Origin of the sequence: Methanolobus sp. ZRKC4, assembly GCF_045291305.1 — an archaeon.
Classification (GTDB): Archaea; Halobacteriota; Methanosarcinia; order Methanosarcinales; family Methanosarcinaceae; genus Methanolobus.
Genome location: NZ_CP146983.1, coordinates 2,547,355 through 2,560,569, shown reverse-complemented (window position 1 = coordinate 2,560,569; position 13,215 = coordinate 2,547,355). Strand labels below are relative to the sequence as shown.

Below are 13,215 nucleotides of genomic sequence, written 5' to 3'. Positions count from 1 at the left end.
CGCTGGTGAAATTAGATTTGAAAGGAACAGTCCTTGGTATCGAAGGCACGGCATGGAATCTCAGCGTTGCTGTCGTGAATGAAAAAGACGTAATCTCGGAGGCAACCGACACATACAGCCCTCCAAGCGGAGGCATACATCCGCGTGAAGCTGCGCAGCACCATGCAAAATATGCTTCTGCCATGATTAAAAAAGCACTTGAAGAGGCTAAGGAAAAAGGTATCAAAGCAGATGACATAGATGCTATTTCCTTCTCACAGGGACCCGGACTCGGCGCCTGTTTACGTACGGTTGCAACTGCTGCAAGGATGCTTGCCATTACTCTGGATATCCCGCTTGTAGGCGTTAATCATTGTCTTGCCCACATAGAAGTAGGACGATGGAAGACACCTGCTGATGATCCCGTAACACTTTATGTCAGCGGTGCAAACTCACAGGTACTGGCTTACCGTATGGGAAGATACCGTGTCTTCGGAGAGACACTGGATATAGGTCTTGGAAATGCCTTTGATAAATTTGCAAGAAGCGCAGGCCTCAGCCATCCTGGTGGCCCAAAGATTGAGCAGCTGGCCAAGAAATCAAATAACTATATTCCCATGCCCTATGTAGTCAAGGGGATGGACCTTTCCTTCTCGGGACTTTCCACTGCTGCAACAGAGAGTCTCAAAAAATATCCTATAGAGGATGTATGCTATTCCCTGCAGGAAAATGCCTTTGCCATGGTCGTAGAGGTAACCGAACGCGCACTTGCACATACTGAGAAGAATGAAGTGCTTCTTGCAGGTGGAGTGGGAGCAAATGCAAGGCTTCGGGAAATGCTTGGCATTATGTGTGAAGACAGAGGAGCATCCTTCTATGTTCCCGAAAAAAGATTTATGGGCGACAACGGGGCAATGATAGCCTATCTGGGACTACTGATGTATGAGGCAGGAGATACACTGTCGATTGAGGATTCACATGTGAACCCGAATTTCAGGCCTGACGATGTCAATGTGACCTGGCGTGAATGACTTTCGGTAATATGAGGTAAGCAAAATATGACATATCTGACGAGTGGTGCCGAAGCTACAGTTAAAGTAAAGGGAGAACTTATCGTCAAGGAAAGAGTACCAAAAAGGTACCGTATCAGGGAACTTGATGAACGAATCCGAAAAGAAAGGACAAAGGCCGAAGCCCGCCTGATATCCGAAGCCAGAAGAGCTGGAGTGCCAACACCCATCATCTATGACATCGATAATTCCACCATAAAAATGCAGTACCTCGATGGAACTGCAATGAAACATGTGATCGATGAGAATCTCAGTGAGCAAACAGGAATCCTTGTGGCTGAACTACATATGGCAGGCATTATCCACGGAGACCTCACAACATCCAACCTGATATGTTTCAGCGACAGGATATATATGATAGATTTCGGACTCTCATTTAATGACAGTAGCATCGAGGCACGTGGTGTGGACGTACACGTCCTGTTCCAGACGTTCGAGAGTACACATCATGACTATAGAGCACTTATAGATGCTTTTTCCAGAGGCTACAGGCATACATGTGACAATTCTGGTGAAGTACTGGAAAGAGTAAAGGAAATAGAAAAAAGAGGAAGATATGCGTAAGATCATTTTTGTAACAGGCAACAAAGGCAAGTTCAGTGAAGTGAAGGAAATACTTGCAGCAAAGGACATTGAGGTTATCCAGAATAGTGATGGATATCCCGAGTTGCAGGAGAATGAGCTTGAACCCATTGCAGCTTATGGAGCCAAGTGGGTGGCTGAAAAGCTGGGAATGCCTGTAATGGTGGATGATTCCGGACTGTTCATTAAGGCACTTAACGGTTTTCCAGGCCCTTATTCAGCCTTTGTTGAAGAGAATCTTGGTAACAAAAGGGTACTGAAACTCATGGAAGATGAAGAAGACAGGACTGCAACCTTCAAGTCAGTTATTGGCTACTGCGAACCTGATGGTGAACCGCTCACGTTTACCGGAATAGTGGAAGGAAATATCGCTTTTGAAGAGCTTGGAACCGGCGGGTTCGGATATGACCCTATATTCGATTACAATGGAAAGACCTTTGGAGAACTTGGGGATGAGTTCAAGAATACTGTTTCACATCGCAGAAAAGCACTTGATAAGTTCTTAGAATGGCTTGAATGAAATTGAAGGGGACATAAAAAGTGGTGGGGGTTAAAATAACTACTTTTTTCAGGGATACACGTGGTGTTGACACAATTCCTCTTAAAATGGTGTTTTATCTTGCAGTGACATGTGCTGTCATATTCCTTGTAGCTTTTTCATGGAATAGCCTGTCTCCAATCTATTCAGGGGCAAAGGACAGCAAGCAGATCAATGACGCTGCACTTTTGAGCTCTTGTCTATACAAAACGGATATGCAAGGACCCTTCAGGAACATAATAGCCCACAGGGATCCACGTGCACTATCAAATTGTCAATGCCTGATGTAGATTATCTGGCATTTGGAGTGGACCCGGACCCGGATATGAATCACAATCTTAATGATACTCACTGGATTCAGGAAAACAATACAATTATCTGCCAGTACAAAAACGGTGTCAAGGACAGATATGATATTGATGGTAATGTAATCTATTTCAGAAAAGGAAAGCTGGATAATACCCGAAAGTGGGTTCTTGATGATAGCCAGGATATAAGTGAAAATATGAGAGTTATAATTGAAGGTCCCATATCAGGATACTTCAATTTTGAACTTGTACTTGCAGATAAGAAATATACACTTTCTCATTTTTGAGCTGACCTTCAGTACCTCAGCAGGATATACTTTTCATTGAAGTAAGCACCTGGTGTTATAAAGTCGAAAACTACAAGAGCACCGGCTTCCGGCCTTACCTGGAAAGCAACTTCAGTCCTTGGTTCAAGGCCTTCATAGTCTTCATCATCAATCTGGTAGATTTTTCGCATATCTACTACGATCTCCATGATATCACCTGTCCTTAACACAGGTTGTGTGGCCTTGAATGTTGCTTGATCACGGGAACGTATTGGGCTTACTGAAAAATATTCAGAAGTAGGATTGTGTATTTCAGTGGTCTCAGCATCAGTATTATACCGGACATTAGCAACATGCTCACCATCTGAAAGATAAATAATCAGCTGTGAAAGGTCCACATCTTCACTACCAGGACCAAGTGATACGGATATGTGTAATTTTGTGATCTCACCATACTCTAGTGTGTCACTTACAACAACCGTTCCGGTGGTGGTGGTTGAGCCATCATCTATAGTGAAATTATAAGTCGTGTCCTCTGAAAAACGATATTCGAAGTACGAGCCATCGGCAACAGAATCATTTTCTCCATCCACCGATATATCAAAAGCTCCTGAAGAAGAGATCCATTCAACCATTTGGCCTTCATAAACCGTTATATTTGTAGGAGACACCACACCATCGGTTACAGTAACCGTTTCGTATATTGCACGTTCACCTTCCACACGATCAACACGCATGTTGGAAGCAACCTCTCTGGTAGTTTCCTGGCCAGTCTGGGATGCTTTCTGCTGAAGCACACCGGAAGTTTTGATTAGGAGTGCTGATGCTACTGCAGCCACCAGTACCATTGATATGAAAATGATTAGAGTACCTATACCTACCTGTGCACGGTTGTCACTGTGCATTGTCTGCTTCTGATTTGCTTTCGTGCGACTTCCCTCATCAAACGTTGTAGCAATCGTGTAACATGAGTATATAGTTTATAGTATATTAATTCTGTTATTTAATACTATTGTATCGTTAATATAAATATTGAGATATTTATATCCAAATACGTAACTATATATCGGAATATAAAAGGTATCGTATTTAAAGTAATCTATGAACACTTTAACATTTTACTATGCAAATAATTATATAAAACATGCCTTGTCCATCAGAATTGCACGTGCTGGCGCGCCATCACACCCAATTAGTTTCAATGGAAGGCAGATGAAAAAATAAATGCCAGCTCTTACTTCACTTAAGTGCAAATACTCAACAATACTCAATCCATTGCGCAAAAAAAGATTATGGTTTGGCAGGGTAAATTCTGAATCCACAGAAAGAGTATCCACGCCAACTACGGTAAATCCATTATCCATTATCCAGTTACCTGCAGTTGCCGCAAGCATACGTCCCGAATCGGGAGATTTACAATAATTAGAATGCTTTTCTGTTTTTATCAAAAGAACAGACAAATCCTCTTCATTTATATATTGTACAAAACACTTTTCCAGTTCATCCTCTGTAATGCAGCCATCACCAGAAGATAGGTCAAGCAGAACAGCTTTCCCCATAAATGATCCAGGTGTAAGTTCATCAACACTCTTCCCATTAACAAAAATGTGAGAAGGAGCATCCACATGAGTTCCTGTATGCGTACCGAAACTCACTCTGGATACCACAAAACCATCATTTTCTATTGATGAGACTCTTTCAATAAGTGGTTCTGGATCTCCATCGTATACTGGAGTATCTACAGATATACCAGTAGTTATGTCTATTACATTGAACGACATTTTAAAGAAAACAGGAGGATATTTCACTCCAGAAAACGAAGAGAATTATCAAGTACAGCCTGTGCCTGCTTTTCAGTCAAACCTGCGCCCATGGCAACTTTTAAGGCAAACTCTTTTGTTATGAGATTATCAGGACTATGCGCATCTGTATCGACAACAAGTGTTGCACCGGCTTCCAGTCCAATCCTGGCCACGTGTCCGTTTGTCCTATTGTGGCCGTTGCGCGCAGTTATCTCAAGGCACACATCATTGTCACGGGCAGTCTCAGCTTCTTCCGGGGTGATAAAACCCGGATGTGCGAGTATATCAATATCTTCAAGCTCAACAGAAGCTGCATTTGTACCGGGCATGACAGGCTCGTTTATAGTCTCTCCATGAACAACAACTATCTCTGCACCCAACTCCCTTGCTTTTCTGGCCAGCGGAGCAATCTTCCTTGGAGGTACGTGGGTGATTTCAACACCTACGACTACCTGTATGTCCAGCTCATCTTCCAGATACTTGGCCTTCTTGACATTCTCAAGAACATGTTCCACGTTAGAGAAATCAACGTGATCCGTGATTCCTATCGCTTTGTAGCCCTTGACTACAGCCCTTCTTACAAGCTCGCTGGGAATAAGTTCACCGTCACTGAAAATGGAATGGGTATGCATATCTATCATGATAACACCTCATTAATTATGAGAATGAATTGTTCTATGTTCTGAAAATAGATAAAGTCATTCATAGAAAGACAAAAATAATATAGTGTTTTACATGCAATGCTTAAAAGTTTAAATATTCATAGAACTATGACTTTCTGATAAGGAAGGATGTAAAAATTGACAGGAATCAGAAGACTAGTTCTGGATGTACTAAAGCCCCACCATCCATCGATCGTAGAGTTCTCAAAGATACTAAGTGTAATTGATGGTGTTTATGGAGTCAACCTCAGCCTTTACGAGGTAGACCAGCAGACAGAAACCGTTAAAATCACAATCGAAGGTGAAAACCTTGACTATGAAGAGATAAAGAACTCAATTGAGAATCTGGGCGCTGTCATACACAGTATAGATGAGATTGCTGCCGGCCAAAAACTCGTAGAAGAAGTAGAGACCCTGCAGGAAAGATGAAAAAGTATCGTATAGATACTTTTTTGCCTTTTAAAAAGAGTAACTATTCAGCCTGGCACGATTTGCCTATTGGTACTGATTTCATCGAAATAGAGATGTCTGCTCACTAACAATCTAACAATCAAAAAAGCAATCAATAGCAACAATCAAAATAAATGATCCTAATGAAATTTACGTTTCAACTTTTTGTCAAGATTGTTATTGATAGCGTTTTTATCAGGCTGAATAGTTACTAAAAAGGTAACTATTCAGCCTGGCACGATTTGCCTATTGGTACTGATTTCATCGAAATAGAGATGTCTGCTCACTAACAATCTAACAATCAAAAAAGCAATCAATAGCAACAATCAAAATAAATGATTCTAATGAAATTTACGTTTCAACTTTTTGTCAAGATTGTTATTGATAGCGTTTTTATCAGGCTGAATAGTTACCTAAAAAGATTTATTTGTTGAACATTGTTTACTTAAAGACTTTTATAAGCCCGTGCAATATTGTGAATGACCCCTTCATGCTCACTGGGAAAAAGACCGACAGTAAATATCTTCAATGCCTCATGATAGGCATCAACAGCCATTTCAACATTACTTTCTTTATTCTCTATTTCTGACATGGCCAAATATGCACTCCCAAGGTTGTTCTGAACAGTAGCATATTCTATGGGACGGCTTTCGATAGAATAGACCTCAAGAGCATTGCTAAAAGCAATCATGGCACTATTTATATTGCTCTTTTTATCGCTGAATTCTGACATTTCAATGTAGAGATTTCCAAGGTTGTTCTGAACCCCTGCATACTCTAAAGGATAAGTATCTTTCCTGAAAACTCTTAAAGATTCATTATACGCGCTAAGAGCAGTTTGAAAGTTTTCGGTATCCTTTCCTGTGTTGCCAATCTTACGCCAAGAATTGCCAAGCTTGTTGTTTATAGATGCAAAGTACACGGGATCCACAGCTATGGAATAGTAAGTGAGCGCTTCATTGTAATGGATAATGGAATTATTGATGTTTTCTTCGGTATCCTGAAAGACATATAGTTTCAGGTAAGCACCACCCAGACTGTACTGTACCCTGGCAAATTCAGCCGGATACTCATCTTTTGTGATGTATTTTAGGGAAGAATCATAGGCATATATACTGTTCTTCAGGTTACTTGAAGCATTGGCAGTATATACTGAAGCCATTTCTTCATATGTAGCACCACGATAATAATGATTCATCCCACATTCAAGAGGAAACTCATTTGACGAGATCATTCCGAATACGGACTTGTAGATCTGTAATGACTGATCATAATTACCTTCTTTCCGCAATGTTGATGCATTCCCCCAGGAAGAATCGACATCATGCAATATACTTTGTTTTTGCATATAGTCCCCTAAGAGAAGATAGCCTGCTACAAGAACCACAATAATGGTCAAAATCACAGGGATATATTTTGAATGGTTATTTGGTTCAGGGACTTCAGCATTCATGTAACCAGATTCTTGGAGTGTTTACAGAACCTGTTTGCAAAAGAATAAGGTTCTGGTTAAGAAAGTACTACAAGTATATGTGCCAACCTTGTATAAAATATATTATATAAAGAAGATATATAATTAAAGTTTGGTCATAAATTATATATGAGCCTATTTCAAAACGTCCCTTATACCTTTTCCCAGCATAACATAAAACATGCAATTTCTATTAGCCCCTTGAAAACCACGTTAAGTCTTTCATATCTACTTGCTATTTTTCTGAAAGCCATCTTCAACCATGCAAAGAATCGTTCTATTGTTCCTCTTTTATGGTATGACTCATACTCGAACCTTGTGGGCCTTCCTTTTTTTCTATTTTTCCGAATCCTGATATTGATAGGAATGTTACTTTTGATCGCTCTTGATCTCAAGTATTTTCTGATTACAACATTATCATAAGCAGAATCCGCAAGCACTTCTGATGGTCTCGTACTTGGTCTTCCATCCGTCTTGACCCTGATACTTTCCATGATCTCGATGAAATGCTGACTATCATGCTCTTTTCCAGAAGCGATCTGTATTGTCAAAGGAAAGCCTTCGCAACTTACACAAACATGGATCTTTATGCCGTTCCTTTTTTTGTGGCCGTTGTATACGGAATCTTCTCCCCTTTTTTAGTTTCAATGAAACTGCTATCAACACATACGACATCCATGGTGAACTTACCTTTTTGGTAAGCTGAATCCCAAAGGGATTCCATTATCACAGTCCACATTCCTTCCTCTGACCACCTTTTTAGTCTTCTCCAGGCAGTTGCCTGGGAACCATAACTAACTGGCATATCTCCCCATCTGCAACCGGTTATCAGAACAAAGAGAATACCATTGATGACCTTACGGTCATCAGCTCTCTTTCTTCCGGTTATTGGTTGCGGAGGTAAGTGTGGCCTAATAAACGTCCATTGCTCATCAGAGAGTTCTCTGAATTCCATTCATATCCCCATAATAAACTTCAGAGACATAGTATTTATAGTTTTGAGATAGGTCCTATCAATTAAAGATCTCTTTGTAGAGAAGCAGAGTATACCAATTATGCATGTTGTCCATAATAATGAATTACATGTGAGCTATTCTTATGCCAACAGCTTTTGAAATGAATCACTTTCAAAGTGGTTCATTTAATGCACTTTTCTAATTTGAATATGTTTTACAAAGAGCACTGAATTATCTGCATTCACTTTATTCCCATATATAGCCAAGAACATGGAGCATGTGTTGGTATTTTTTGACTTGTCCGAATAATACTATTTTTGACCGAAAAATCATGTTGTTGACCGAAAATTACCCTATTTTTCGGATAAAGCGTATAAATCTCATTCTAAATTCCCAATTACTTCTGCAAAAGCAAAGTTCGGTTTTACATCCTGAATCTTTATCCTTACACGATCTCCAAGCTCAACCCCTTTGACAAAAACTACAAAATTGTCTATTAGAACCGCACCATCGCCACTTGAGCCAAGTTCTTTGATCTCAACTTCGAACTCATTACCACGTCTGACAGGTGATGTAAGGAACTTTTTACCAATGACATATATCTCGGCGCTCTGTGACCTTGAAGCTTTGGGAGAATAAGAACGAGTAAAGGTGAAGTTATTGCGGACCTCATCAAGGAAATCCTTGAACATGTCTCCCTGGAAAACCTTCACCACAAAGTTACCACCAGGCTTCAGTATCTTCTTGGCACATTCAAGGGCTGATGTAGTCAGGTCTATGGATCTTGCATGGTCAAGACTCCAGTTTCCTGAAAGGTTGGGTGCCGCATCACATATGACAACATCCGCACCTGCTTCACCTACCATTTCCAGTATCTTCTCGATAGTCCTGTCTGAAGTGATGTCACCTTTTATAGTCTCCACACCTTCGATCGGACTGATCCGTTGCAGATCAACGCCAACTATCCGCCCATCGGAAAGCTTCTTTGCAACCTCAAGCCATCCCCCCGGAGCTGCTCCGAGGTCCACTATCGTGTCTCCGGGTTTTATGATATTGTGTTTTTCGTTAATTTGAAAAAGCTTATAGGCAGCTCTGGAGCGAAATCCTTCGTCCTTGGCTCTCCAGTAGTAAGTATCCCGTCTGTCCCTTGCCATGTGAATCTGCTACCTGATTATATCCAACTGTCAAATACCTTATGCCGGTTTCAGAGCTTCTATTCTGCTGCTAAGAACCTGTATCTCGGCTTCAATATCTGACATGTCCCCGGGAAGCCAGAAACTGTAATCATAGTACTGGTTCAATATATCACTATACCTTTGTTCAAGATTCTCAAGGTCTTTTGGATTGACTTTTGCCTGATCAATGGAATCAACCTTGATCTCCAGATTTTTTATCCTTTTATGCAGATTTCTGCTGAACCTGCTTGCAACTTTGCTGAGATCAACTTCCCTCTCTTCAATCTGAAGTATATCGATAACTTCACTCAACTCGAAGGGACTTCAGGAAAGGCGTTTGGTCCTGATATATAGTAGGAAAGGTCATTTTCATCCAGACCAGCAACTTCTTCCCAGGATACAACAGCGATAAGATGTTCTTTTTCAGCCTCTTCGCAAATGTTTTTTATCGAAGGCAAAGTCAATGGAACGCTGCCTCTAAGTAAATATAATTCCTTTGTAACTGAATAAATGTCCCCTATAGACAGGGCGCCAAGGGCATCAATTATCCCGCAGAGCTCTTCTTTACTTTTCATAACATTCAACCCATTAAAGCCTGTACCTACGATAAACCAGCAACTGATTCAGAATATCCTGGACATAATGCTTTTCGATACGTATATCAGATGAAGAGAATACCTGTTCGATATCCAGAGGCACATCTGAAGTCATTTCCTTTGCAAGCTGAAGGTCACCTGCCAGAAAAAGGTAGTCTATGTTCTCTTCGAATTCTTCAAGCAGTTCCTTCAAAGACAACTTTACCTTGTCGATGTGATGGGCTATATCTTCATCCCTTAGGCGCTCGAATCTTCTCTGACTGAAACCTCCCTTTGCATGTTTGGCCTTTACACTGCTCTTTATCACCTGGAATGAATCGAATTCTTCAGAATCAAATGAGTAACCAACAAAAGATTCACCCGCATGTGCTACCAAAACACTCATGCTGACATTTTCTTTTATTGACTCAAGTAAGGAGTCAGTGTCAAAAGTGTTACCTTTGGTCCAGTAAGATCTTTTCAGGGGCAAAGGAGGGACTATCAGTTCATTTACAAGATGATCAGGAGAATAAAACAATACAAGACCTGTGGATGAGGATATCTTCTCGATCAACACAAGAGATTCATTGTCAATCCTTTCAATCAGGTTTTCATGGTCCTTTATGTTATTCAGTTGTTCCCCGGCAGCAACATAGACCGTTAGTAGTGATTCTGTAGAGTAATTTACAGATGAAATGGACGATATAAACTCTTCAGTTCGTTGCTTGCTAAACTGGTCAACATGGGTAAAAGAGAATTCACCTGGTGCGTCAGTCCTTTGTTTCTCAAGTTCATGTTCCAGACTTCGAAGCTTTACTTCCGCAGCTTTCAGCTTTTCTTCAGCCCCCTGTTTTGCTGCAACAGCCCTTTTTTCAGATGCTGCACTCTTCTCATAGCGCTTATTGGCAGTATTCACATCCAGCTCAAGTTCAAGTATGTGTGACTGAAGCTTGTTGATCTCGGCCTCAAGTTCTTCTTTGCCTGAATATTTTTTGAAAATATAGTTGATATTGTTAATGACCCTGTCTTTTTCAACCATCTAACTGCAATAGAAGCGTCCTGTATAAAAAATATGCCTATATGAAATGAGACAATCAAAGCATAAATAGAACCAGAAAACATGACTCAAAATAAACAAAATATAAAAAAGAAAAAAGAAGATCAGGCATCCATAGTAATACGGAAGCCTATTGACGAGTCCCCATCACGAGGATCCTGTTTCTTTCTGTATGCCGTGTAGAGTGCATTTTCCTTACTTGAGAAACTACCGCCTCTGGCAATCCTCATGGAACTTGCTCCTTTTTCAACTGCACTGCCATCTTCGCCTGCACCTGAATAACCATCAACCCAGCTATCCTGCACATATTCCCAAACATTGCCGTGCACATCATAAAGTCCCCATGGATTTGGGATTTTTTCGCCTACGTTATGAGTTCTTTCATAAGAGTTCTCCTGGTACCATGCATAGTCCCCCAGGAAAGGACCATCATCTTCATCTATTTCTCCAAAGGAGTAAAGTGTTGTTGACCCTGCCCTTGCAGCATATTCCCATTCAGCTTCTGTTGGAAGCCTGTATTTTGTGCTATCTTCCATCTCGTTGAGATTGTCAATGAATTCCTGAACATCATTCCATGAAACACTTTCAACAGGCTGGACTTCACCTTTAAAACTTGAAGGGTTGCTACCCATCACTTCTTCCCACTGCTCTTGTGTTACTTCATATGTACCAATGTAGAACGGATCATTCAGTCTTACTTCATGAATCGGCTGGGAATAAGCATATTTCGATGTACCCATATCAAAGCTTCCGGCTTCTATAAGCTGGAGTTCCATACCTATTGAATTGGTGAACTCATCACCAAGGTCACCTGTGTTTGCAGATGAACTGCTGCCTTTATCATCGCTACCATTATCATCAGAAGTACATCCTGTGATAGATATTACAAGCAGGAGCACTGCTAGAATTGTTATTAATCGTTTCGTACCTATCTGCATAATAAGTCCTCTCTTAGAGATTTTTCAGACACTATGATATTAATAGATATCTATTTACCACTCGGCAATACAGTAGAAATATATAAATGTAGAGACGGATATTGATGGACTTGTGATTATTCGATGAAAAAAATAACAGGCATTTTAATTATGATTTTACTCATAGCAACCATGGGTATCGGTTGCGTTGAATCGACTGGGGAGGCTACCAGTGAGTCAGAGGACATAACCATAGGAGCACTTTTACCAATTACAGGAAATCTTGCCTCTATCGGAGAAGCAAGCCAGGCAGCACTTGAAGTATCAACCGAAGACATTAACGGCTATTTCTCAGGACTTGGCTCCGGAAAGAATGTAGAAGTTATTGCAAGGGATACAGAAAGCAATCCTGCAACGGCTCTGGAACAACTCAAGGAACTTGATGAAATGGGAATAAAAATGGTTATCGGCCCGCAGGCAAGTAATGAGGCAGAAGCTGTTTTGAATTATGCAAACGAGAATGGTATTATCCTTCTGAGTACTGCATCAACTGCCCCGTCTTTAGCAATCCCTGACGATAATCTGTTCAGGTTTGTACCTGACGATACCAATCAGGGAATGATACTGGCCACATTCATGAATGATGAAGGGACCAGTGCTATAATTCCGATGTACAGAAATGACGTATGGGGCAACGGACTGGTTGATGAGATTGAAAAGAGTTTTGAGAATCTCAACGGCACAGTGCTTGAAGAAATTGCATATGAACCAGAAAACACAGACCTTTCAGCAGAAGTAGAGGCACTCAATGAAAGAGTAGTAGCTGCCACTGCTGAAAATGATGATGGTTCCGTAGCTGTGCTTCTTTGTTCCTTCGAAGAAGTAACAGAGATATTTAACCTGGCCCGTGAATATCCTGCCCTGTCAGATATCGACTGGTATGGCACTGACGGAATGGCACTGAACAAGGAACTCATAAGCGATAAGGATGCAGCTGCCTTTGCAGCAGAAATAGACCTCAAAGCATCAATATACGGATATGTGGTAGCAAATGACAGATACCAGCAAGTCGGACCCAGAATCGAAGAAAAGCTGGGAAGGATTCCCGAGTCCTATGCACTAACCGCATATGACGCTCTCTGGATAGCTACCTTTGCTGACCTGGATGCCATTCCGGACAACGATCAGAGTATGAAAATGGCAATGAAGACCCTCACAGACACATACTGGGGAATCAGTGGATGGACAATACTTAATGAGAACGGAGACAGGAAATACTGGAACTATGACATCTGGACAGTTACTGATAAAGATGAAAGCTACCAGTGGGAGATTTACGGCAAAATCCTTCTGCCGGTAGAGAATAACATGATGATAGTGCGTGGCGAGAACCTGACGTTTGTCTGA

Annotated in this window: 18 protein-coding genes; 7 read left to right on the top strand and 11 right to left on the bottom strand. The window is 41.0% G+C overall.

Annotated elements, in window-relative coordinates; genetic code table 11:
- Positions 1 to 17 precede the first annotated feature (17 nt).
- The 5 genes from V7O67_RS12580 to V7O67_RS12560 are packed head-to-tail and all read left to right on the top strand — an operon-like array spanning position 18 to position 2,764.
- Positions 18 to 1,010 (top strand): bifunctional N(6)-L-threonylcarbamoyladenine synthase/serine/threonine protein kinase, encoded by a 993-nt coding sequence (locus tag V7O67_RS12580; RefSeq protein WP_406670143.1) that lies wholly within the window; start codon positions 18 to 20, stop codon positions 1,008 to 1,010.
- A 27-nt stretch (positions 1,011 to 1,037) separates the two neighbouring features.
- Entirely contained in the window at positions 1,038 to 1,613 is a 576-nt protein-coding gene (locus V7O67_RS12575) for a Kae1-associated kinase Bud32 (protein ID WP_406670141.1), read from the top strand.
- A complete protein-coding gene (locus V7O67_RS12570) occupies positions 1,606 to 2,151 on the top strand; it encodes an XTP/dITP diphosphatase (protein ID WP_406670140.1) in 546 nt (181 codons plus the stop codon). The genes V7O67_RS12575 and V7O67_RS12570 overlap by 8 nt, the downstream gene beginning before the upstream one ends.
- A gap of 20 nt (positions 2,152 to 2,171) precedes the next feature.
- The gene (locus V7O67_RS12565) at positions 2,172 to 2,459 is read left to right on the top strand and encodes a hypothetical protein (RefSeq protein WP_342304519.1); all 288 of its coding nucleotides are present in this window, start codon (positions 2,172 to 2,174) and stop codon (positions 2,457 to 2,459) included.
- On the top strand, positions 2,447 to 2,764 hold the full coding sequence (locus V7O67_RS12560; protein ID WP_406670138.1) for a hypothetical protein: 318 nt from the start codon (positions 2,447 to 2,449) through the stop codon (positions 2,762 to 2,764). Before V7O67_RS12565 ends, V7O67_RS12560 begins: the two co-directional genes overlap by 13 nt.
- An 8-nt stretch (positions 2,765 to 2,772) precedes the next feature.
- Here V7O67_RS12560 and V7O67_RS12555 read toward each other — a convergent pair whose 3' ends face one another.
- The 3 genes from V7O67_RS12555 to V7O67_RS12545 form a co-directional block, all read right to left on the bottom strand.
- The gene (locus tag V7O67_RS12555; RefSeq protein WP_406670137.1) at positions 2,773 to 3,648 is read right to left on the bottom strand and encodes an archaellin/type IV pilin N-terminal domain-containing protein; all 876 of its coding nucleotides are present in this window, start codon (positions 3,646 to 3,648) and stop codon (positions 2,773 to 2,775) included.
- Between the two features lie 228 nt (positions 3,649 to 3,876).
- A complete protein-coding gene (locus V7O67_RS12550; protein WP_406670135.1) occupies positions 3,877 to 4,551 on the bottom strand; it encodes a cyclase family protein in 675 nt (224 codons plus the stop codon).
- Complete coding sequence (locus V7O67_RS12545; RefSeq protein ID WP_406670134.1) at positions 4,548 to 5,186, bottom strand: histidinol phosphate phosphatase domain-containing protein; 639 nt, start codon at positions 5,184 to 5,186, stop codon at positions 4,548 to 4,550. The genes V7O67_RS12550 and V7O67_RS12545 overlap by 4 nt, the downstream gene beginning before the upstream one ends.
- Before the next feature lie 159 nt (positions 5,187 to 5,345).
- Between V7O67_RS12545 and V7O67_RS12540 the strand changes: the two genes are divergently transcribed.
- The gene (locus tag V7O67_RS12540) at positions 5,346 to 5,636 is read left to right on the top strand and encodes a DUF211 domain-containing protein (protein ID WP_406657993.1); all 291 of its coding nucleotides are present in this window, start codon (positions 5,346 to 5,348) and stop codon (positions 5,634 to 5,636) included.
- 466 nt (positions 5,637 to 6,102) lie between these two features.
- Here the strand turns inward: V7O67_RS12540 and V7O67_RS12535 are convergent, their stop codons facing one another.
- From V7O67_RS12535 to V7O67_RS12500, 8 genes are all read right to left on the bottom strand, one after another.
- Positions 6,103 to 7,005, bottom strand: a complete 903-nt coding sequence (locus tag V7O67_RS12535; RefSeq protein WP_406670133.1) for a hypothetical protein — start codon at positions 7,003 to 7,005, stop codon at positions 6,103 to 6,105.
- Positions 7,006 to 7,280: 275 nt separating this feature from the next.
- On the bottom strand, positions 7,281 to 7,712 hold the full coding sequence (locus V7O67_RS12530; protein ID WP_406671483.1) for a transposase: 432 nt from the start codon (positions 7,710 to 7,712) through the stop codon (positions 7,281 to 7,283).
- 2 nt (positions 7,713 to 7,714) lie between these two features.
- Positions 7,715 to 8,083, bottom strand: a complete 369-nt coding sequence (locus V7O67_RS12525; RefSeq protein WP_342304526.1) for a transposase — start codon at positions 8,081 to 8,083, stop codon at positions 7,715 to 7,717.
- A gap of 381 nt (positions 8,084 to 8,464) precedes the next feature.
- Positions 8,465 to 9,238: a 23S rRNA (uridine(2552)-2'-O)-methyltransferase gene (locus V7O67_RS12520; protein ID WP_406670132.1), complete on the bottom strand. Its 774-nt coding sequence runs from the start codon at positions 9,236 to 9,238 to the stop codon at positions 8,465 to 8,467.
- Positions 9,239 to 9,277: 39 nt separating this feature from the next.
- Positions 9,278 to 9,571: a hypothetical protein gene (locus V7O67_RS12515; protein ID WP_406670130.1), complete on the bottom strand. Its 294-nt coding sequence runs from the start codon at positions 9,569 to 9,571 to the stop codon at positions 9,278 to 9,280.
- On the bottom strand, positions 9,568 to 9,834 hold the full coding sequence (locus V7O67_RS12510; RefSeq protein ID WP_406670129.1) for a hypothetical protein: 267 nt from the start codon (positions 9,832 to 9,834) through the stop codon (positions 9,568 to 9,570). The genes V7O67_RS12515 and V7O67_RS12510 overlap by 4 nt, the downstream gene beginning before the upstream one ends.
- Before the next feature lie 13 nt (positions 9,835 to 9,847).
- Positions 9,848 to 10,873 (bottom strand): Vms1/Ankzf1 family peptidyl-tRNA hydrolase, encoded by a 1,026-nt coding sequence (locus V7O67_RS12505; protein ID WP_406670128.1) that lies wholly within the window; start codon positions 10,871 to 10,873, stop codon positions 9,848 to 9,850.
- Positions 10,874 to 10,995: 122 nt separating this feature from the next.
- Complete coding sequence (locus tag V7O67_RS12500; protein ID WP_342304530.1) at positions 10,996 to 11,829, bottom strand: formylglycine-generating enzyme family protein; 834 nt, start codon at positions 11,827 to 11,829, stop codon at positions 10,996 to 10,998.
- A 123-nt stretch (positions 11,830 to 11,952) separates the two neighbouring features.
- On the opposite strand from V7O67_RS12500, the gene V7O67_RS12495 reads away from it, so the two are divergent.
- Positions 11,953 to 13,215, top strand: coding sequence for an ABC transporter substrate-binding protein (locus V7O67_RS12495; RefSeq protein WP_342304531.1), 1,263 nt, complete (start codon positions 11,953 to 11,955; stop codon positions 13,213 to 13,215).

Bases quoted from the DNA above. Each gene is read 5' to 3' on its own strand.
- V7O67_RS12555 (WP_406670137.1), bottom strand. From the start codon at position 3,648: ATGCACAGTGACAACCGTGCACAGGTAGGTATAGGTACTCTAATCATT.
- V7O67_RS12535 (WP_406670133.1), bottom strand. From the start codon at position 7,005: ATGCAAAAACAAAGTATATTGCATGATGTCGATTCTTCCTGGGGGAAT.
- V7O67_RS12500 (WP_342304530.1), bottom strand. From the start codon at position 11,829: ATGCAGATAGGTACGAAACGATTAATAACAATTCTAGCAGTGCTCCTG.
- V7O67_RS12560 (WP_406670138.1), top strand. From the start codon at position 2,447: ATGCCTGATGTAGATTATCTGGCATTTGGAGTGGACCCGGACCCGGAT.
- V7O67_RS12545 (WP_406670134.1), bottom strand. From the start codon at position 5,186: ATGATAGATATGCATACCCATTCCATTTTCAGTGACGGTGAACTTATT.
- V7O67_RS12505 (WP_406670128.1), bottom strand. From the start codon at position 10,873: ATGGTTGAAAAAGACAGGGTCATTAACAATATCAACTATATTTTCAAA.
- V7O67_RS12575 (WP_406670141.1), top strand. From the start codon at position 1,038: ATGACATATCTGACGAGTGGTGCCGAAGCTACAGTTAAAGTAAAGGGA.
- V7O67_RS12510 (WP_406670129.1), bottom strand. From the start codon at position 9,834: ATGAAAAGTAAAGAAGAGCTCTGCGGGATAATTGATGCCCTTGGCGCC.
- V7O67_RS12520 (WP_406670132.1), bottom strand. From the start codon at position 9,238: ATGGCAAGGGACAGACGGGATACTTACTACTGGAGAGCCAAGGACGAA.
- V7O67_RS12570 (WP_406670140.1), top strand. From the start codon at position 1,606: ATGCGTAAGATCATTTTTGTAACAGGCAACAAAGGCAAGTTCAGTGAA.
- V7O67_RS12525 (WP_342304526.1), bottom strand. From the start codon at position 8,083: ATGGAATTCAGAGAACTCTCTGATGAGCAATGGACGTTTATTAGGCCA.
- V7O67_RS12495 (WP_342304531.1), top strand. From the start codon at position 11,953: ATGAAAAAAATAACAGGCATTTTAATTATGATTTTACTCATAGCAACC.